This is a genomic window from Nocardioides sp. NPDC101246 (assembly GCF_044767415.1).
GTDB lineage: Bacteria > Actinomycetota > Actinomycetes > Propionibacteriales > Nocardioidaceae > Nocardioides.
The window spans coordinates 327983-347358 of record NZ_JBIWNX010000006.1; the positions used below are offsets into that span (position 1 = coordinate 327983).

At 68.9% G+C, this 19376-nt stretch carries 13 protein-coding genes; 8 read left to right on the forward strand and 5 right to left on the reverse strand.

Going from position 1 to position 19376, the window contains the following annotated elements:
- Positions 1 to 23: 23 nt before the first annotated feature.
- A complete protein-coding gene (locus ACIRON_RS13715) occupies positions 24 to 2216 on the reverse strand; it encodes a DUF6049 family protein (protein ID WP_402992832.1) in 2193 nt (730 codons plus the stop codon).
- Positions 2217 to 2266: 50 nt separating this feature from the next.
- Here ACIRON_RS13715 and ACIRON_RS13720 point away from each other — a divergent pair, with 50 nt between their 5' ends.
- From ACIRON_RS13720 to ACIRON_RS13730, 3 genes are all read left to right on the forward strand, one after another.
- Positions 2267 to 3718, forward strand: coding sequence for a CCA tRNA nucleotidyltransferase (locus tag ACIRON_RS13720; protein ID WP_402992833.1), 1452 nt, complete (start codon positions 2267 to 2269; stop codon positions 3716 to 3718).
- A gap of 117 nt (positions 3719 to 3835) precedes the next feature.
- Positions 3836 to 6907 carry a calcium-binding protein gene (locus ACIRON_RS13725; RefSeq protein ID WP_402992834.1) on the forward strand — a complete coding sequence of 1024 codons (3072 nt, stop codon included), beginning with the start codon at positions 3836 to 3838 and terminating at the stop codon, positions 6905 to 6907.
- A gap of 63 nt (positions 6908 to 6970) precedes the next feature.
- Positions 6971 to 7426 carry an SRPBCC family protein gene (locus ACIRON_RS13730; protein WP_402992835.1) on the forward strand — a complete coding sequence of 152 codons (456 nt, stop codon included), beginning with the start codon at positions 6971 to 6973 and terminating at the stop codon, positions 7424 to 7426.
- A 97-nt stretch (positions 7427 to 7523) separates the two neighbouring features.
- Here the strand turns inward: ACIRON_RS13730 and ACIRON_RS13735 are convergent, their stop codons facing one another.
- Positions 7524 to 8789: a helix-turn-helix domain-containing protein gene (locus ACIRON_RS13735; RefSeq protein WP_402992836.1), complete on the reverse strand. Its 1266-nt coding sequence runs from the start codon at positions 8787 to 8789 to the stop codon at positions 7524 to 7526.
- Positions 8790 to 8940: 151 nt separating this feature from the next.
- On the opposite strand from ACIRON_RS13735, the gene ACIRON_RS13740 reads away from it, so the two are divergent.
- The 3 genes from ACIRON_RS13740 to ACIRON_RS13750 are packed head-to-tail and all read left to right on the forward strand — an operon-like array spanning position 8941 to position 11983.
- Positions 8941 to 10059 carry an efflux RND transporter periplasmic adaptor subunit gene (locus ACIRON_RS13740; RefSeq protein WP_402992837.1) on the forward strand — a complete coding sequence of 373 codons (1119 nt, stop codon included), beginning with the start codon at positions 8941 to 8943 and terminating at the stop codon, positions 10057 to 10059.
- Positions 10056 to 10763, forward strand: a complete 708-nt coding sequence (locus ACIRON_RS13745) for an ABC transporter ATP-binding protein (RefSeq protein WP_402992838.1) — start codon at positions 10056 to 10058, stop codon at positions 10761 to 10763. The genes ACIRON_RS13740 and ACIRON_RS13745 overlap by 4 nt, the downstream gene beginning before the upstream one ends.
- On the forward strand, positions 10760 to 11983 hold the full coding sequence (locus ACIRON_RS13750; RefSeq protein ID WP_402992839.1) for an ABC transporter permease: 1224 nt from the start codon (positions 10760 to 10762) through the stop codon (positions 11981 to 11983). Before ACIRON_RS13745 ends, ACIRON_RS13750 begins: the two co-directional genes overlap by 4 nt.
- A gap of 64 nt (positions 11984 to 12047) precedes the next feature.
- Here ACIRON_RS13750 and ACIRON_RS13755 read toward each other — a convergent pair whose 3' ends face one another.
- Together ACIRON_RS13755 and ACIRON_RS13760 are read right to left on the reverse strand one after the other, a co-directional pair.
- A complete protein-coding gene (locus ACIRON_RS13755; RefSeq protein WP_091044093.1) occupies positions 12048 to 13130 on the reverse strand; it encodes an inositol-3-phosphate synthase in 1083 nt (360 codons plus the stop codon).
- Between the two features lie 45 nt (positions 13131 to 13175).
- Complete coding sequence (locus ACIRON_RS13760; RefSeq protein WP_091044095.1) at positions 13176 to 13829, reverse strand: PadR family transcriptional regulator; 654 nt, start codon at positions 13827 to 13829, stop codon at positions 13176 to 13178.
- Positions 13830 to 14377: 548 nt separating this feature from the next.
- On the opposite strand from ACIRON_RS13760, the gene ACIRON_RS13765 reads away from it, so the two are divergent.
- Complete coding sequence (locus ACIRON_RS13765; protein WP_402992840.1) at positions 14378 to 16915, forward strand: transglycosylase domain-containing protein; 2538 nt, start codon at positions 14378 to 14380, stop codon at positions 16913 to 16915.
- A 12-nt stretch (positions 16916 to 16927) separates the two neighbouring features.
- Positions 16928 to 18364, forward strand: coding sequence for a glycosyltransferase family 87 protein (locus tag ACIRON_RS13770; RefSeq protein WP_402992841.1), 1437 nt, complete (start codon positions 16928 to 16930; stop codon positions 18362 to 18364).
- Here the strand turns inward: ACIRON_RS13770 and ACIRON_RS13775 are convergent.
- Entirely contained in the window at positions 18322 to 19374 is a 1053-nt protein-coding gene (locus ACIRON_RS13775; protein WP_402992842.1) for an alanine racemase, read from the reverse strand. The genes ACIRON_RS13770 and ACIRON_RS13775 overlap by 43 nt on opposite strands.
- Between the last annotated feature and the right edge of the window lie 2 nt (positions 19375 to 19376).

A 19376-nucleotide genomic window follows, 5' to 3' on the forward strand; every position in this document is an offset into this window, starting at 1 on the left:
CGTTCCTCGCCCGCGCTCTCCACTCACTCGTCGCCTCCTGACGTACGTGCTTTCTTGGCCTTCATGATGCGCCGGGTGAGACGCACGGCGATCGCCGCGAAGAGTAGCGCGCAGCCGGTGCCGACGAACCACCAGATCACTCCGCTCACCTGCGAGGGGCGGATCGGGACGGAGGCGTGGGCGCCCAGCGGGTTGCCCTTGGTGTCGGTGACGACGATCAGGGCGGTGTGGGTGCCGGTGTCGAGCATGCTCGCGGCGAGGTTGAAGCTGGCCTTGGAGTTGGCGTCGAGCTGGACCGGCTCGGAGGTCGCGACCCGCAGCGACTCGTCGGTGATCGCGTCCAGCCGCACCGTGACGGGCTCGTCGAGCTCGTTGCTCAGGGTGACCTGGAACTCGCCGCCCTTCATGCTGGAGAGGATCACCTTCGGCGGTACGGCCACGGTGACCGAGCTGAGCTCGGAGCTGACCTCGCTCAGTGCGTCGGCGGCCGGGTCGGTGTTGCTCTTGCGGGCGGAGTAGGAGATCGAGGTCAGAGCCTCGCTGACGATGTCGGAGGCGACCTCGTCGTTGTGGGTCAGGATCCGCTGCAGCATCTCGCCGGCGCCGATGAGCTCGTTGGCCGTGTCGATCCGGTCGGTGGAGATCTCTGCCTTCATCTCGCGGCGGGGGTAGCGGAGCTTGTCGGTCGTGATCGACGTCGCCTTCTGCCCGGTGAGGGCCTCGTCCAGGGTCGAGGACGAGATCCAGGCGGCCTTGTTCCACGGGGTGACGAACGAGGCCGCGCTCTGCGGAGGGTGCCAGCCGTCGGGGAGCACCGCGATGAGCGGCTTGCCGGAGCCGCGGAGCAGGGCCGCCTCGGCGACGAGACGCTGGCGCACCGAGATCGCGTCGATCGGATCGTTGGGCCCGGGCCCGCCGGCGGCGGCGCCGGAGGAGGTCACGATCATCTGGTGACCGTCGAGGTCGGCGATGACCGGTGCGGTGCCGCGGAACATCTTGTCGCCGACCAGGTTGACCGCACCCGGTTCGAGCAGGTTGACCGCGGCGCGATCGAGGTAGCCGGTCGGCGGCGCGACGGCCGAGGTCGCCTTGATGCCGAGCTCGGCGAGCGCCTGGGCGGTGTGCTCACGCGCCGTGGCCAGCAGGTCGGGGTCGGTCGTGGCGAGCGCGGACAGGTCCGGGTCGGCGTAGGGGAGGGCGATCAGGTTGTGGCCGGCGAGCGCGTCCTCGAGGCGGCCCAGCCAGACCGTCGCGGCCTTCTGCGCGGCCTCGGCCTCCTCGTCGATCGGCTCCTCGGCGTCGGCGTCGGCGCTGGCCGAGGGGCTCGGCAGCAGCCCGGAGGCCGAGGGCGACGCACTCTGGCTCCCGCTCTCCTCCGGCTCCTCCTCACCCTCGTCCGTCGGCGCCAGGTTGCGGGCGGGGTTGCCCTCGGCGAGGTTGCGTACGGCATCGATCAGCGCCGGGTCGATGGCCCAGGTCAGGTCGGGCATCTCGGCGCCGGTCTCGAGCATCCGGAAGAGCCGGCCGCCGGCGCCCAGATCGCGGGTCCAGCCCGGTAGGTAGTTCACGCTGCCGTCGCCGTTGTAGACCACGCTGCGCCGCAGCGGCATCACCAGGGACACCTTCTCGGCCTTGGCCTTCTTGTTCGGCTCCTTGACCAGCGGAAGGAACGTACGTGCCCGACCGTCAGCGGTGTTCGGCGTGGTGGAACCGAGCGCGTGGACCCCGAACCAGTAGACCCCGGGCTCGGTGACGTCCAGCTGCCTGCGCGGCACCGAGAGCGACCACGAGTAGGTCTCGCCGGGCGCGAGGTCGGGGATCGCCGCGTACGTCCCCTCGGCCACGATCCGCTCGCCGACCAGGGCGTCCGCGGGCATCTCGGCGGCCTCGGCCAGCTCCTGGGAGGTGGTCATCGGCGTGTCGCCGACGAACGGGTAGACCTTGACGCCGTGCCACTCCTCCTCGGTGGTGTTGGTGACCTTGCCGCGCAGGGTGATCCGGCCCTTGGTGCGGCCGTCGAGGCTGACCGTGTCGAGCTCGTCGATGCTCATCGCCAGCGGGTCGGACTCAGCGGTCTCCTCCGCGGCCCGGGCCGGAGCGGCCAGCGTGGTCGCGGACAGCATCAGCAGCAGGGGTGCCAGCAGCACCAGGACGAGTGCGGCGGTGACTCGCCCACGTGGCCGTGGCGGCCTCGCCTGATGCTGGCGGACTGGCATGACTTCGAGAATATCTTTCAGGGGGTGCGGTCCTCGTAGACTGCGGCGTTGTGTCCGACAGCCAGCTTCCCCCGATCAGCGTCGCCGATGTTCAGCGATCGGTGACTGCTGAACTGGACCGTATCGCACCTGTCATCGACTCCCTAGGTGAGGCCTTCGCTCGCTCGGGCTTCGAGCTGGCGCTGGTCGGCGGCCCGGTCCGCGACGCGATGCTCGGCCGTCCGCACAACGACCTCGACTTCACCACCTCGGCCCGCCCCGAGGAGACGGAGAAGATCCTGCGTACGTGGGGCGAGGCGCTGTGGGACATGGGTCGCGACTTCGGCACCATCGGCACCCGCAAGGGCCCGTGGCAGGTCGAGGTCACCACCTATCGCTCCGAGGCCTACTCGACCGACTCCCGCAAGCCGGCGGTGGCCTACGGCACCTCCCTGGCCGACGATCTCGTACGCCGCGACTTCACCGTCAACGCGATGGCGGTGCGGCTCCCCGGCCGTGAGGTCGTCGACCTCTACGGCGGTGTGGTCGACCTGGCGACCCGGGTGCTCCGGACCCCCGGGACCCCGGAGGACTCCTTCTCCGACGACCCGCTGCGGATGATGCGCGCGGCGCGCTTCGCCGCCCAGCTCGGCTTCGACGTCGCGCCCGAGGTCGTCGCCGCGATGAAGGACATGGCCTCGCGGATCGAGATCATCTCGGCCGAGCGGGTCCGGGACGAGCTGGTGAAGCTGATCTGCGCGCCGTTCCCGCGCCGTGGGCTCTCGCTGCTGGTCGAGACCGGCCTGGCCGACCTGGTGCTGCCCGAGCTGACCGCGCTGCGGATGGAGCGCGACGAGCACAACCGGCACAAGGACGTCTACGAGCACACTCTGACCGTGCTCGAGCAGTCGATCGACCAGGAGGCGCGTCTCGGTGGCGGGCCCGACTTCGTATCCCGGTTCGCGGCGCTGATGCACGACGTCGGCAAGCCCCGCACCCGGAAGTTCCACGACGACGGCACCGTCTCGTTCCACCATCACGACGTCGTCGGCGCCAAGATGACCCGCAAGCGGATGAAGGCGCTGCGCTTCTCCAACGACGAGATCGAGGCCGTCTCCTCGCTCGTCGAGCTGCACCTGCGCTTCCACGGCTACGGCGACGGGGAGTGGACCGACTCCGCCGTCCGTCGCTATGTGAGGGACGCCGGCGACCAGCTCGACCGACTCCACATCCTCACCCGTGCCGACTGCACCACCCGCAACCGCCGCAAGGCCGACCGCCTCGCCCGCACCTACGACGCCCTCGAGGCCCGCATCGAGCGGATCTCCGAGGAGGAGGAGCTCGCCGCCCTCCGTCCCGCGCTCGACGGCAACCAGATCATGTCGCTGCTCGAGATCGGACCCGGGCGGGAGGTCGGCGCTGCGTACAAGTTCCTCATGGACCTGCGCCTCGACGAAGGCGTCCTCTCCGAGGACGAGGCCGCCAAGCGGCTGCTCGACTGGTGGGCCAAGCGCTCCGCATAGCCCGTTCGGGCTATGTCGGTCGGCGCGGTTCGGCCTTAACGTGAACCCGCGCGTCGTGAGGCTGTCCGACGCTGCATGAGCCCGTCGGCTCGCCCCCACCGAGCTCGAAAGTCTTTCATGCGTCTTCTCTCCCCGGCGTACGTCGTCGGCGGTCTCCTCCTGTCCGGCGTGATGACCGTCGGGCTCGCCTCCGCCGGTGCGGCGGACACCGAGACCACCGACTGTCACGGTCTTCCGGTCACGATCGACCTCAACACGGCAGCGGACGTGGCTGCCACCGAGGGGGCAGACGTCATCCTCGGTACGCCCGGCGACGACACGATCAACGGTCTCGGCGGTGACGACACCATCTGCGGTGGCGAGGGCGACGACCGGCTGTTCGGTGAGGACGGCGACGACTCGCTTTTCGGTGGCGGCGGCAACGACAGCATCGGCGACGGCGTGATCGAGGCGTGCGATGCCGATGACAACCTCTACGCCGGTGGCGTCGGTGACGACTCCATCCAGGTGAATTGCCATAGCCTCCAGGGGTTCACCAACACCGTTCTTCCCGGCGCCGGAGATGACGCTGTGACCTGGCCGTACGCCGGAGATGAGATCGGCTACGACACCAACTATCTGTCGTACGCGGATGTCGCCGGTCCGGTCGAGATCGACCTCAACCCGGTCGAGGTCGACGGCCGCATGGTCGTCAAGGTGACCGGCGGAGCCGGCACCGACATCATCCGGGCCGCACGCGACGGTGCCGCGCCTCGCGTACGTTTCGTCATCGGCAGCCAGGGCGATGACACGATCACCGGGACAGACCTGATCGAAGCGCCGGGCTCGTGGAAGGCGGTCGAGGAGCTCAACGGTGGTCCTGGGGCGGACACGATTCATGGAGGGGCCGGTCGAGACTTCCTCAGCGGCGACTCCGGGGCCGATCGACTCCACGGGGATGCCGGCGGTGACGTTCTCAACGAGAACGGCCTGGGTGACGGGTACGCGTTCGACCGGGATGTGGCCAACGACCAGCTCTTCGGCGGGGCGGGCGCCGACAAGGCCTACGTTGGTATGGGCGATGACGTCCTCGATCTGGGCGACGGCCAGGACGAGATCAGCTATGTCTTCTCGCCCGTGGCTGCGACGGTCTCGTTGGCGACGACCATCGCTCAGGACACCGGTCTGGGGCACGACACGATCTCCGGGACGGAGGTCGTGACCGGTTCCCGCTTCGCGGACGAACTCGCTGCCGGCACCGGCGGTTCGACGCTCGTCGGGGAAGAAGGGAAGGACCGGTTCGTCGGCGGTCCGGGGGACGACACCTTCAAGGACAGCGATGCGACGGTCTCGTACGCGGCCGCTCGCGGCTCGATCACCATGACGCCGACCCGCACCACCGGGGGCGAGGTGACTGTCGTCGGCCAAGGCACGGACACGTTCGAGATGTGGCCCTCCTCCGGTCACGGGTGGAGCCTGATCGGGTCCGCCTATGGCGATGTCATCGAGGCTGGATTCTTCTGCGATGTGAACGGCGGAGCTGGCGACGATCGCCTCGTTCCCGGGGGACGCAGCCTCGAATGTGACGACTACACCATCAGCGGTGGCGATGGCGACGACATCCTGGAGTTCCAGCGACTGGACGCTTACGTGGACTACTGGTCGGCACGTTTCGACGGTGGTGCCGGACTCGACATGGTGTCCTTCGCTCAGTGGTCGTCCGCCACCTACACGATCCCGGTGGGTGCGGACGGCGTCATCGGCTCGCCGGGTCCGGACCGCATCAGCGGCGATGCGCGTGCGAACCGCATCGACACCGGTGCGGGAGACGACGACGTCTTCGGCGGCGCCGGCAACGATGTGATCGACGCAGGCGCAGGTGACGACACCGTCGGCGGCGAAGCAGGAGACGACTCGATCACCGGCGCGGCCGGACTCGACAACCTCGACGGCGGCGAGGGCAACGACCGTGTCGACGGTGGCGCGGATGCCGACACCGTACGCGGCGGCCTCGGCGACAACGCCCTGGTCGGTGGCCTCGGCGACGACCTCATCGAGGGCAGCGCCACGAAGGACTCGATCTCCGGTGGCGACGGGAACGACACCGTGAAGGCCGACGCGGGCAACGACACCGTCGACCTCGGTGCGGGCAACGACACCGTCTACGCAGGGGACGGGAACGACACCGTCACGGCCGGGACCGGCACCGACACCGTCCACGGCGAGGCCGGTGACGACCGTCTCGATCCCGGCACGGGCGTGGACTCTGTGTTCGGCGAAGCCGGCAATGACACGATCCTCGGCGGCGCCGCGGTTCCTGTCGGTGCGCAGGGCGACAAGATGTCCGGTGGATCCGGGACTGACACGGTCACCTACTCCTCGGCCAAGGCCGGCGCTCGCGCCTGGATGAAGGCCGACTACTACAGGGCAGACGCCGACTCGCTTGTCGAGGTCGAGTCGATGATCGGGAGCGCGTACTCCGACGACCTTCGAGGCGACCATCTCGCGAACCGGATCTCCGGAGGCTCCGGCAACGACCACATCGAGGCGTTCGGCGGCAAGGACGTGATCTCGGGCGGGGACGGCAACGACAGCATCGACCCCGGTGCTGGCGACGACGTCGTCAGCGGGTCGAGCGGCACGGACACGGTCGCCTACGGCAGCGCCTCGAAGACCGGGGTCCGAGTCACGCTCGCCACGACGTCGGCACAGAACACCGGCGGATCCGGCTACGACCGGATCAGCACGATCGAGAACCTGACCGGGTCGTCGGCCAAGGACGTCCTCACCGGCTCGTCCGGGAACAACGTCATCAGCGGTTCGTACGGCAACGACACGATCAGCGGCGGGCGCGGTTCCGACAGGCTGATCGGCGGCTCGGGGACGGACACCGTCACGTACGCCTCCGCGGGATCGCGGGTGGTCGCGTCGCTGACGCGTGCGACCGGCGGAGCGGGCACCGACGCGCTGAGCGGCTTCGAGAGCCTGACAGGAAGTCGCTACGACGACAAGCTCGAGGGGAACGGCGCGAGGAACGTGCTTCAAGGCGGCGGTGGTCGTGACGTCCTCTATGGCTACGGCGCTGATGACCGCCTCTACGGCGGGAGCGGGCCCGACAGGCTCAACGGCGGATCAGGTCGCGACTACGGCAACGGCGGGGCGGGCGCCGACACCTCGACATCGATCGAGGTCAAGGTCAGCGTCCGCTGAGAACCCGATTGACATCTGGTCGCCTACTGTCCATCGAGCCATACTGACGGTACGGTTCCGGGCATGACGACGATCACGGATCTCGAGGCGACGACCACCATCAACGCGACGCCGGCCCAGGTGTGGGCCGCGATCACGGACCTGCCGCGGATGTCCTCGTGGAGCCCGCAGGTGGTGAAGACTGTCGTGTTCGGGCAGGTCAAGGAGGGGACCCGCTTCCTCAACATCAACCACCAGGGCTGGAAGCACTGGCCGACCAACGCCAAGGTCGTACGTTTCGCCCCGCACTCCGACTTCGCCTTCCGGATCACCGAGAACACCACCGTGTGGTCCTACCAGCTCGAGGAGACCGCCGAGGGGACCTCGGTCACCCACCGCCGCGAGACCCCGACCGGCATCTCCGCGCTCTCGCGCTCGCTGACGAAGGTCGCGTTCGGCGGCCAGGAGAACTTCACCGAGGAGCTGCGTACGGGCATGGCGACCACGCTCGCCAAGCTCAAGGCCGACCTCGAGGGCTGACCACCTCAGGCCGAATCTGTAGAAATGGGCGACGAAACTCTAGTTTCGTCGCCCATTTCTACAGATTCGGGCCGCCATAACGACAGAGTCGGCGGGTTCAGGTCCTCGCGTTGGTGGTCCACCGGTAGACGGTGCGCTGGCTGACGCCCAGCTTGGCGGCCACGTCCGGCACCCGGGCGCCGGCGCGGACCAGGACTCTGGCGGCCTGAGCGTTGTCCTCCGGCAGGTTCGCGAGCAGGTCCTCGATCTCGTCGGGGAACGCGTCGGGGTAGTCCATCGCCGGCTCGGGATCGGGGATGTTCTCGGGGAACGGGATCCGGTCGAGGAGCGTGCCGTCGGCCTCGGGCGGCTTGGTGGCCGTGCGGCCGTTACTGAACTCCGGGGCCATCCCGGCGCCCGGGGCGGCGTCGGCGGCGGTGCGGGCGGCCTCGGTCACCCGGCTCGACACCCGGCGGCGGGTGTCGGGGGTGGCGAGGGCGGAGGCCATCTCACGGGTCCGGCTCTCCCGCGGCGGCAGCACCTCGCGAGGCATGTCGGCGAGATCGTTCGGCACCGTCTCGGCGTGCTGCTCGTCGCGCTGCTCAGGCGACTCGGTGATCTGCTCGGCAGAGACCCGCTCCACGACCGGCACGCTGAGCGCCTCGTGCACGTCGGGCAGCGTGATCGGCAGCCGGTCGGCCTGGCGGGTGCCCTCGGCGACCGCGGCGAAGGCGTCGACCCACTGGGTGATCTGGTCGCGCATCGCGCCCGGCGCGACCGAGCGCAGGGCGACCGCCTCGGCGCGCCAGTAGCGCTTCTGGGCGCGCTCCAGCTTCCGGCGGGACGAGGCCGTACGCTTCCGCACCGCCGTGTCGCGAGCGCGGCGCCACTCGACGCGGGTGGCGAGGAGGGCATGCATCCGGGCGCCCATCCGCAGGTCGGACCAGGAGCGTTCCATGGCGAGGTGGCGGTCACCGACGAGCGCCAGGTGCCACATCAGGGCGGCCAGCAGCGGCACGATGAACCGGAACGCGGCGGCCGTCGCGGCGTGGCCGAGGTGGATCTCGTGCCAGCCGGCGAAGAACCCGGACGCGGCAGACAGCAGCCAGGTCAGGGTCAGCAGCGTCTGAGCCGGCCGGTCCTGCTGAGCCGCCTCCCGGGCCATCAACGCCACGGTGACCAGCGAGAGCTCGAAGACGCCGGCGAAGGCGTAGGCGTTGATCGCGCCCATGGCGAGGACGTCCCGCCCGAAGCCGACCATGGCGACGTACGCGGCGGCCGTCGAGATCAGCGCGACCGAGACGGCGCCGAAGAGGATGAGGCCCCGTCCGTTTCCTGTCGAGCCCTTGCCTGTCGAGGGGGTCGTGCCGTTGTCGGGACGCATCGTGGGGTCTCCCGTACCTGAGGCGATCGATCGTTTCGGCCCCGGAGTCTAGGGGATGGAACACGTGTTCGAGACGTACGTGGATGGAGTGTTGACAACCCGACGGAAAATTCGGCCGCCGAGCCCCCGAAGCCGGGGCTACAGTCCGGGCATGTCGAAGACGGCGGTGCGCCGCGTACTTTTCAAGTCGTTCTGGGCGGTGATCGGCCTGGCCATCGCAGTGAGCCTCTTCAAGCTGGCCTTCACCGGCTCGACGCAGGATGCCGACGGGGCGCCACTGACACCGACCGGGAAGATCCCGCCGGAGGAGGTCGTCGCCGAGAAGGGCACCATCTCCAACTCGCTCACGGTGGACGGGACGATCGTGATCGACAAGCCGGTCTCGGCCACCAGCTCGGTCACCGGAGTGCTGGCCCACAGGTTCGCCGAGACGGGCGCCCGGGTGAAGAAGGGCGACAAGCTCTTCCAGGTGCGCGCCGAGGAGGAGCCGGTCGCGGAGCCCGTCGAGGAGCCCGTCGAGGAGCCCGTCGAGGAGCCCGGGAAGGTCGACGACGCGACCGGCGACGGTGATCGCGACGACGCACCGGTCGAGCCGTCGCCGCCCAAGCCGGTCTATCACTGGTACACCGTCGTCGCCCCCGCCACCGGCATCGTCGGCAACTACGCCGCCGAGCTGATGGGCGAGGTGAGCGAGGACGGGGTGGTCGTCTCGATCCGTCCCACGACCTTCCACGCGGTCGGGGCGATCTCGCCGCTGGACCGCTACCGGCTGGCGAGCAACCCGGACCGGGCGACGGTGACCATCGAGGGCGGCCCGAAGCCGTTCACCTGCACCGACCTGAGCATCGGCGACGCGGCGACGGAGACGATCACCAGCGACGCACCCGAGGGCGAGATGATGGAAGGGGAGCAGGGCGCCGAGGGCGACTCCGGGGCGGGCGCCCGGATCAGCTGCCTGGTGCCCGGGAAGGTGACCGTCTTCGACGGTCTGACGATGACCATGGCCATCGACGCAGGGAAGAGCGACGGGGACGTCGTCACCATCCCGGTCACCGCGGTCACCGGACTGGTCGGCGACGGCAGCGTCTGGGTCGTCGGGGAGGACGGCACCCCGACCGAGCAGCCGGTCAGGCTCGGCGTGACGGACGGCAAGCTCGTCGAGGTCACCAGCGGGCTGAAGGCCGGCGACTCGGTGCTGCGCTACGTCCCCGGCTCGAAGGAGTCGGCCGACGACGGCATGTCCGAGGAAATGCCCGCGGGGGAGATGTGAGCGCGGAGGAGCTCCTCAGGCTCACCGGTGTGGCCCGTACGGTCGAGCTCCCCGACGGCGAGGACCTGCACATCCTGACCGGCGTCGACCTGGACGTACGCCGCGGCGACCATGTCGGCATCGTCGGCCGCTCCGGCACCGGCAAGTCGACGCTGCTGAACCTGCTCGGCCTGCTGGACCGGCCCACCGGAGGCATCCTGGAGTGGGCAGGTCGCAACGTCACCGACATCAGCAACCGGCAGGCGGCCCGGATCCGCGGGCGCGATGTCGGCTTCGTCTTCCAGCAGTTCAACCTGCTGCCGGGGCGTACGGCCCTGGAGAACGTGATGGCCCCGCTCCTGTACGCCTCGGGCAAGGAGTTCTGGCAGCGGCGCCGGATCGCGGCGACGATGCTCGACAAGGTGGGGCTCGGCGACCGGCTCGACGCGATGCCGCAGTTCCTCTCCGGCGGCGAGCAGCAGCGCATCGCCATCGCCCGCGCCCTCGTCCGCACCCCGTCGGTCGTCCTGGCCGACGAGCCGACGGGAGCGCTCGACGTCGAGACCGGCGCGATGGTGATGAAGCTGCTCGACCAGGCGACCTACGACTCCGGCGCGGCGCTGATCACGATCACCCACGATCAGAACGTCGCCGCCCTGGCCCGCCGCCGGTTCCGGCTCGCCGAGGGACGGCTGCACCCGCTGACCGAGGAGGCGGTGGCGTGAGGACGGCTCTGACGCGTCTCGCCACCGGTCTGGCCGCCTCGACCGTCGAGGCCTGGCAGGAGCTGCGCATCCACAAGCTCCGGGTGCTGCTGTCGCTGGTCGGGGTGGCGGTCGCGGTCGCCTCCATCACCGCGACCGTCGCCGCCGGCCAGATCGCGAAGCAGATGTTCACCGAGTCCTACGAGGTCGACGGGCGACCGGCGCACATCTCGATCTTCGCCTACGACGACAGCAGCGGCATGCCGCTCTCCGTCGAGCGGGTCCGGCCCGCGTTCCAGACGGTCGCGGAGCGGTTCGACGTGACGTACGCATCGGCGAGGATCTCCGCCTACGACATCAAGGCGACCACCGCGGGCAGCAGCAAGCGGGTCGAGCTGATGGGGGTCGACCCCGGGTACGCAGCCATCCATCGGGTCGTGGTGCCGCAGGGCCGTTGGCTCGAGGAATCGGACGGGGAGCGCCTCTCGCCGGCGCTCGTGATCGACGAGACCTTCGCGAAGAAGCTCGGTCTGCAGGGGTCGCCGCTGCCGACCTCGGTCGAGCTCGACGGCCAGGGGATGTCGGTGACCGCCACGATCGTCGGCGTGACCAGCCTGCGGGGCTACGGCACGCCGCGTGCGTTCATGCTGGCCGACTCGCTGGAGCACTGGCAGGCCGGAGCACCCACGGACGCCAGCTACGAGATGTGGGTGCCGATCGACGGCGCCGACGAGCTCGCCAACGAGATCGGGATGGCGATGCGCGCCGAGCTCCCGGGGCTCCAGGTCGACGCCCAGCGCGACGACTACATGGCGTGGGGCGGTGAAGACCCGATCGGCCCGATCAAGTGGGTGATCATCGGGATCGCCGGGATCATCCTGCTGCTCGGCGCCCTGAGTCTGCTCAACATCGCGCTGGTCACCATCCAGCAGCGGATCCGGGAGATCGGGATCCGGCGCAGCTTCGGCGCGACCACGGGGCGGGTGTTCTTCTCGGTGCTGATGGAGAGCGTCGTGGCCACGGTCGTCGCGGGTGTGATCGGCGTGCTCCTGGCCGTGGCCGCCGTCAAGAACCCGCTGGTGGAGAAGTACTTCCTCCAGGGCATCGACGACGTCCCGCCCTTCCCGCTCTCGGCGGCGTTCCTCGGCCTCGCCGTCGCCCTTGCGGTCGGCGCGATCGCGGGCATCCTCCCGGCGATGATCGCCGCGCGGGTCAAGATCATCGACGCGATCCGCTTCTGACCCCGCGGTCGAAAATGCGACTGCCCCGGGTGCCAGGCACCCGGGGCAGCTCAACGGCGGCAGGTCACTCGCCGCGGATGAACGCCTCCAGCTGGACGCGACCCTCGGTGTCCTCGATCTGAACCGGCGGGCTCTTCATCAGGTAGGCCGAGGCCGGGATGATCGGGCCGCCGATGCCGCGGTCCTTGGCGATCTTGGCGGCACGGACGGCGTCGATGATGATGCCGGCGGAGTTCGGGGAGTCCCAGACCTCGAGCTTGTACTCCAGGTTGAGCGGGACGTCACCGAACGCACGGCCCTCGAGCCGGACGTACGCCCACTTGCGATCGTCGAGCCACTGCACGTAGTCCGACGGGCCGATGTGCACGTTGCGGTCGTCGATCTTGTCGGCCAGCTCGCCCTTGAGGTTGGAGGTGACCGCCTGGGTCTTGGAGACCTTCTTGGACTCCAGGCGCTCGCGCTCGAGCATGTTCTTGAAGTCCATGTTGCCGCCGACGTTGAGCTGGTACGTACGGTCCAGCGCGACGCCGCGGTCCTCGAACAGCTTGGCCATGACGCGGTGCGTGATGGTGGCACCGACCTGCGACTTGATGTCGTCACCGACGATCGGGACGCCGGCGTCCTCGAACTTCTTGGCCCACTCGGGGTCGGAGGCGATGAAGACCGGCAGCGCGTTGACGAACGCGACGCCCGCGTCGATCGCGCACTGGGCGTAGAACTTGTCCGCCTCCTCGGAGCCGACGGGAAGGTAGGAGACGAGGACGTCGACCTCCTTCTCGCGCAGGATCGAGACGACGTCGACGGGGTCGAGGCCGGACTCGGAGATCGTCTGCCGGTAGTACTTGCCCAGACCGTCGAGCGTGGGGCCACGCTGGACCTCGACGCCCTTGAACGGGACGTCGGCGATCTTGATGGTGTTGTTCTCGGAGGCGTTGATCGCCTCGGAGAGGTCCTTGCCCACCTTCTTGTCGTCGACGTCGAAGGCGGCGACGAACTCGACGTCAGAGATGTGGTAGTCCCCGAACGTGACGTGCATGAGGCCCGGGACGGTGGCCGTCGGGTCGGCGTCCCGGTAGTACTCCACACCCTGGACCAGGGAGCTGGCACAGTTGCCGACTCCCGCGATTGCTACACGAACCGAACCCATCGGGGCTCCTTCCAATACTCCTGGGCCGACTCATCGGCCCGGAGATCATTTCTCGTTCTCTTGGCTGCTCTGCGCTGTGCGCGAGACGTCCGCTTCGTCGCGTACGCCATCGTCATCCCCCAGATCCCCCCGACCCGCTGCCTGCTCATCGATCGCAGGCTTGGGGTTGCGCTCGGCGTCGATCAGCGAGGAGAGCCATCGGACCTCCCGCTCGACCGACTCGACACCGTGACGCTGAAGCTCGCGGGCGTAGGAGTCGACCTCTTTCTGGGTCATGGCAAGCTCGCGTTGCACCCGGTCGAGCCGCTCCTGGAGCCGGCTGCGACGTCCTTCGAGGACGCGAAGCCTGATCTCCATGTCGGTGCGACCGAAGAACGCGAACCTGATGTCGAAGGTGTCGTCCTCCCAGGCCATCGGACCGACCTCGGACATGAGCTGCGTGAACTCACGTTCGCCGGCCGGTGTCAGCTGGTAGACGATCCGCGGACGCCGGGTCACCGGCGTGACGGTCTGCGCCGCCTCCTCGATGAGGTGCTTGCGCAGCATCTTCTTCAGAGCCGGGTAGAGAGAGCCGTACGACAGCACTCGCCCCCAGCCCAGCATCAGGTTGAGCCGCTTGCGCAGCTCGTAGCCATGCATAGGCGACTCGTGCAGCAGCCCAAGGACTGCCAACTCGATCGTCTCTGCGCGACGTGCCATGCGACCTATCGTACCGATATATCCACGATGGCAAATAGAGACCTAAGTCTTGTCTGAATACGCCCGACAAGACCACTTCGATGCAACCGTCACCGAACTGTTGACGTCGGGTGACTCGACGCGCGCTGGGCGTGGATGCGGGAGCGCTAGCGTCGATTGCGTACGCTGATGGCTGCCGTTCACCTACCCGAGGACCCACCCGGGGAAGGTCAGGCAAGCGTCGCGCGTCAGGTTGATGGGATTCCCTCGGGGGGATTCAGCGACGTCGGGGGATTGTCAGTGTCAGCCCGTCCGGTCACGTGCCGGGCAGTCACAGGAGCAGTGCTACACCCGTGAGCGACCCATCCGGCGGCTTTTCTCAAAGGCCCAGCCCCCGCAGTGCCAGTCCCCGCAGATCCGATCTCGGCGGGCAGCAAGGACGACCCCAGGGCGGACCGCGCCCACCGCAGGGTGGTCCAGGTGGTCGACCGCCGGCTCCGCGCCGCCCGCAGGGCGCTCCCCAGGGCGCGCCCTCAGCTGGTCGCCCCCAGCCCCGCGGCCAGCGGCCGATGCCTCCGGGCGGTCCCCGCCCCGGTCAGCGGCAGCCCTACCCGCCGGGACCCCGTCGTCCCGGTGAGCCCCCGGTCGACCGTCTCGGTCAGCGCCCTGCGCGTCCCGAGCGCGGCGGCGGCGGTCGCGGGCCGCGCGACCCCAACTCCGTAGCCGGCGCGCCGAACGGCCGCTTCGATGACGAGGGGCTGGACAAGAAGGCTCTGGCCCGCAAGGTCGGCAAGATCGTGGCGATCGTCGCCCTGGTGATGGCGCTGATCGGCAGCGGCGCGGTGATCATCTCGTACAACATGATCTCCGTCCCCAGCGCCAACGCGGCGTTCGAGGCCGAGTCGAGCTTCGTCTACTACGCCGGTGGCAAGAAGGAGGTCGGCCGCTTCCAGGCGGGCGACCAGAACCGTGACGCGCTGAGCGTGGACGAGATGCCCGCGCTCGTGAAGGACGCCGCGGTGGCGGCCGAGGACCGCAGCTTCTACGAGAACAACGGCATCGACCTCAAGGGCATCGCGCGCACGCTCTTCACCAACGCCACCACCGGCAGCGCAGGCGGTGCGTCGACGATCACCCAGCAGTACGTCAAGAACCTCTACCTGACCCAGGAGCGCACCTACTCGCGCAAGGTCAAGGAAGCGGTGATCTCGCTCAAGATCAGCCGGCAGAAGTCGAAGGACGAGATCCTCACCGGCTACCTCAACACCGTCTACTTCGGCCGTGGCGCCTACGGCGTCCAGGCCGCCGCGAAGACCTACTTCCGCAAGTCGGCCAAGGACCTCAACATCAAGGAGGCCGCGGCGCTGACCGCGATCCTCAACAACCCCAACGGCTTCGACCCGGAGAAGGAAGGCAAGGACTCCGGCGGCACCGAGCTGCTCGGCCGTTATCAGTACGTCCTCAAGGGCATGGGTGAGCTCAAGGCCTCGGGCAAGGCGCTCAGCGACTACGACGAGGCCACCCTCGAGAAGTCCAAGGAAGCGCTGCCCAAGTTCCCCAAGCCGCTGGCCGACAGCCGCCTCGGTGGTCAGAAGGGTCACGCGCTCACCCTGGTGAAGAACGAGCTGAAGTCCCTCAAGGACGACAACGGCAACCCCCTCTTCACCGAGGAGGACATCGACAGCAAGGGCCTGAAGGTCACGACCACGCTCAGCGCGAAGGCCATGAAGGCCGCGCAGGACGCCGTCACGGACGTACGTCCCAGCGACAAGAAGGCAGTCAACGCGAAGCACCCCGAGAACGAGCTGCACGTGGGTGCCGCGACCGTCGACGTAAAGACCGGCGCGCTCAAGGGCTTCTACGGCGGCCAGGACTACCTCGACTCGCAGATCAACTGGGCGGCCTCGGGCGGTATGGCCGGTTCGACGATGAAGCCGTTCACCCTCGCCGCGGCACTCGAGGCGGGCTACTCGCTCAAGGACACCTGGACCGGTGAGGCAGGTCTGGAGTACGCCGGTGGTGGCACGGTTCGAAACTCGGGCCAGAGCGACGCTGACCCATCCGGTCACAGCTATGGCAAGCACATCACCGGGATCAAGGCGATGGAGGAGTCGGTCAACACCTCGTTCGTCCAGATGTCGGCTGCCCTACCCAACGGCAGTGAGGACGTCTACGAAATGGCGGTCAAGTCCGGTCTGCCCCCGGACGAGCAGCACATCGAGGGAGCGCCGGCCGACTACCGCTCGATCCCGGCCTACTCGATCGACTTCGACCCCAACAACTATCTGCTCACGCTGGGTCGTCAGGCGATCAGCCCGATCAACATGGCCAACGCCTACGCGACCATCGCCAACGGCGGTGTGCGGAACACCGTGCACCTCGTCTCGAAGGTGATCAACGCGGACGGCGAGGTCGTCTACGAGTGGAACCAGCGTGACGGTGAGGAGCGGGCGATGTCCGAGGACACCGCCGACGACACGTCGTACGCCCTGCAGCAGGTCGTGAAGAACGGCACCGGCCAGACGGTCAGCGGGATCAACCAGCCGGCCGCCGGCAAGACCGGCACGGCGACCAACGAGGACGACGACGTCTCCTCGGCATGGTTCGCCGGCTATACGCCGCAGCTCGCCACGGCGGTCATGTACGTCCGTGGCAAGGGCTCCGGCAAGCTCGACGGCTGGCTCGACTCCTACTTCGGCGCCGGCTACCCCGCGTCGACATGGGCCGAGATCATGGGCACACTCACCGACGACCTCGACATCGAGGAGTTCCCGGAGCCGGCGTGGAAGGACGGCGAGGCACCGCAGGACGGCCACGAGCCGTCGCTGACCGCCACTCCGACCCCGACTCCGACCGAGTCGGCGGACTGCTCCAAGAAGGACGAGCGCAAGGGTCTCTGCATCCCGATCGAGGAGCCGGAGGAGAGCCAGAGTCCCACCGACGGCGCCACCGAGGGTGACCCGGACCCGTCGGCGACCCCCGACGAGCCCGAGGCGACCGATCCGACGGTGACCGAGACCGCGTGCGACTGGTTCGGCGATTGCGAGTCGTCCTCGCCACCGGCGGATGGCAATAATGGGGGCGGCAATGGCGCTAACACCGAATAGGGCACTTACTTCGTGACTGATGGTCCAGTGACCGCCCCGGCGGCGGAGGATCCGGTTGTCCGGACCGCCTCCACCGCTGTGGGCGGTCCTCTCGGGGGACTCGCACACGGCCGACGGCGCTGGTTCAGCGCGATCGGCCTGTTGCTGCTGCTGAGCTCGCTCACGTTCGCGATCGGGATGGTCTCCAAGCAGACCTGCTACAACGCCACCTGGACCAACGGCGACACCAGATACACCCACTTCTGCTACTCCGACCTGCCCTATCTCTACGTCGACCGTGGACTGGCCGAGCAGGAGTGGCCCTACTCCTCCGATCCTGAGGTCCGGGCGCGCTACCAGCAGGTGATGGAGTATCCGGTCGGCATCTCCTACTACGCCTGGGCGACGTCCCACGTCACCGACTGGCTGACCGACACTCCTGACGAGGACGAGCGCCATCTCGTCGAGACCTCCGGCTTCTGGGGTCTGCCCGGCATGCACCACGAGATCCGGACCTTCATCGCCGTCAACGTGATCGGCTTCGCGGTCGCGGCGCTGCTCTCCGCCTGGTTCCTGGCGCGTACGCACCGCCGACGGCCCTGGGACGCGGCCGCGTTCGCGCTCGCCCCGGTGCTGGCGGCGACCGGGATCATCAACTGGGACATGCTGGCCGTGGTCTTCGTGGCCGGGGCGCTGTGGGCGTGGTCGCGCGATCGGCCGCTGCTGACGGGAATCCTCATCGGACTCGGCTGCGCGACCAAGCTCTACCCGCTCTTCCTGCTCGGCGGGCTGGTGGTGATCTGCATCCGGCGCCGCCGCTACTACGACCTGGCGGTCGCCGCCCTGGCCGCGGTCCTCGCCTGGGTGCTCGCCAACCTGCCCGCGTTGGCCACCGGCTTGGAGGAGTGGAAGGTCTTCTGGAGCTTCAACTCCGAGCGCGGCCCCGACCTCGGCTCGCTGTGGCTCGTCGTCCAGCAGGCCACCGACGCGACGATCTCGGCGCAGACGGTCAACCTCGTCTCCTGGGCCTTCTTCATCGCCTGGTGCAGCGGCGTACTCATCATCGGACTGACGGCTCGCGAGACGCCACGGCTGGCGCAGCTCGGCTTCCTGATCGTCGCCGGGTTCCTGCTGGTCAACAAGGTCTACTCACCGCAGTACGTCCTGTGGCTGCTGCCGCTGGCAGTCCTCGCCGTGCCGCGCTGGCGTGACCAGCTCATCTGGCAGGCCGGAGAGCTCTTCTACTTCGTCGCGGTCTGGTGGTATCTCGCCGACCTCCTGGCCGGCAGCGGTGGGGACCAGCCGGTCTACTGGTTCGCGATCCTCGCCCGGGTCGCTGCCGAGATCTATCTGATCGTGGTCGTGGTCCGGGAGATCTACGAGCCGTGGCGCGATCCGGTCCGGTGGACCGAGGCGCGCGCGGAGTCTCAGGAATCCAGGGTGATCTCGTCGAACGAGGTCGCGGTGTAGCGCACCCGCACCTCGAGCTCCTCGCCGACCTCGGGCACGCGCGCGCCCGAGGGGAGCATGAGCATCGACTCCTGCATGTGCGGCGGCTCGGCGAACCAGAGCGCCTTGCCGTCGAGCGTGTAGGGCGAGCGCGACTGCCCCATGGCGTCGAGTCCGCCGCGGGCGACCGCGAGGGCGCGGGAGCGCAGGTGGGTGTCGCCCAGCGGCGCCTCGAGCCCGATCCCGTGGGCGGTGCCGCCGGAGGCGACGACCAGGTGACCGGCGCGCATCGCGGTGCGGCCGCGGTAACCGTAGGAGTATCCCCGCTCGAGCGGGTGCACGTCCTCGACGGTCGCGGTCACGGTGAGCGCGCCACGGTCACCGAGCCACAGCGCGGTGCCGACGCGGGGCCGGAAGGTGATGTCGCCGTAGGCAGCGCGCAGCTGGGCCAGCTCGTTGGCGCTCAGGTGGGAGACCCACACCGTCTTCGCCTCGGCGCCGACGACGGCGTCCATCTGGGCGCGTACCTCGGCCAGCGAGCCGCCGTCGAGGCCGAAGTGCATGGTGATGCCCTCGAAGCGGGCGTGCTCACGGGCGACGGCGGCGGTCGGCCACAGGTCGCTCGGCGTCATCCCGTGGCGCCGCATCGAGGTGACCAGCTCGAGGATGACCCGCGCGCCGGGTTGGCGCTCCAGCAGCAGCGGCAGGTCCTCGGGGCGGCTGATGGTGTGGATGATCCGGTCGGCGATCTCCGGGTTGATCTCGGGAGAGTAGGGCCGCCACGGGGTGAGGACGTAGATCGACCCGCTGAACCGGGTCGCCACCTCCCACACCTCGTTGTAGGTGCCCACCGCGAGCGTGTCGACGCCCGTGCCGAGACCGTTGAGCCACTCTGTCTGGTGGGCGAGCTTGCGCAGGGTGAGGCCGTAGCCGTTGCCCTTCGCCACCGGGACCAGACCAGGAGTCGCCTCGGCGAAGGTCTGGACGTGCTTGCGCCAGCGATCGGCGTCAACGGTCAGTTTCAGCGGCATAC

Excerpts from the sequence above, each read along its gene's own strand:
- ACIRON_RS13715 (WP_402992832.1), bottom strand. The coding sequence starts at position 2,216 with ATGCCAGTCCGCCAGCATCAGGCGAGGCCGCCACGGCCACGTGGGCGA.
- ACIRON_RS13725 (WP_402992834.1), top strand. The coding sequence starts at position 3,836 with ATGCGTCTTCTCTCCCCGGCGTACGTCGTCGGCGGTCTCCTCCTGTCC.
- ACIRON_RS13730 (WP_402992835.1), top strand. The coding sequence starts at position 6,971 with ATGACGACGATCACGGATCTCGAGGCGACGACCACCATCAACGCGACG.
- ACIRON_RS13735 (WP_402992836.1), bottom strand. The coding sequence starts at position 8,789 with ATGCGTCCCGACAACGGCACGACCCCCTCGACAGGCAAGGGCTCGACA.
- ACIRON_RS13740 (WP_402992837.1), top strand. The coding sequence starts at position 8,941 with ATGTCGAAGACGGCGGTGCGCCGCGTACTTTTCAAGTCGTTCTGGGCG.
- ACIRON_RS13755 (WP_091044093.1), bottom strand. The coding sequence starts at position 13,130 with ATGGGTTCGGTTCGTGTAGCAATCGCGGGAGTCGGCAACTGTGCCAGC.
- ACIRON_RS13760 (WP_091044095.1), bottom strand. The coding sequence starts at position 13,829 with ATGGCACGTCGCGCAGAGACGATCGAGTTGGCAGTCCTTGGGCTGCTG.
- ACIRON_RS13765 (WP_402992840.1), top strand. The coding sequence starts at position 14,378 with ATGCCTCCGGGCGGTCCCCGCCCCGGTCAGCGGCAGCCCTACCCGCCG.
- ACIRON_RS13775 (WP_402992842.1), bottom strand. The coding sequence starts at position 19,374 with ATGCCGCTGAAACTGACCGTTGACGCCGATCGCTGGCGCAAGCACGTC.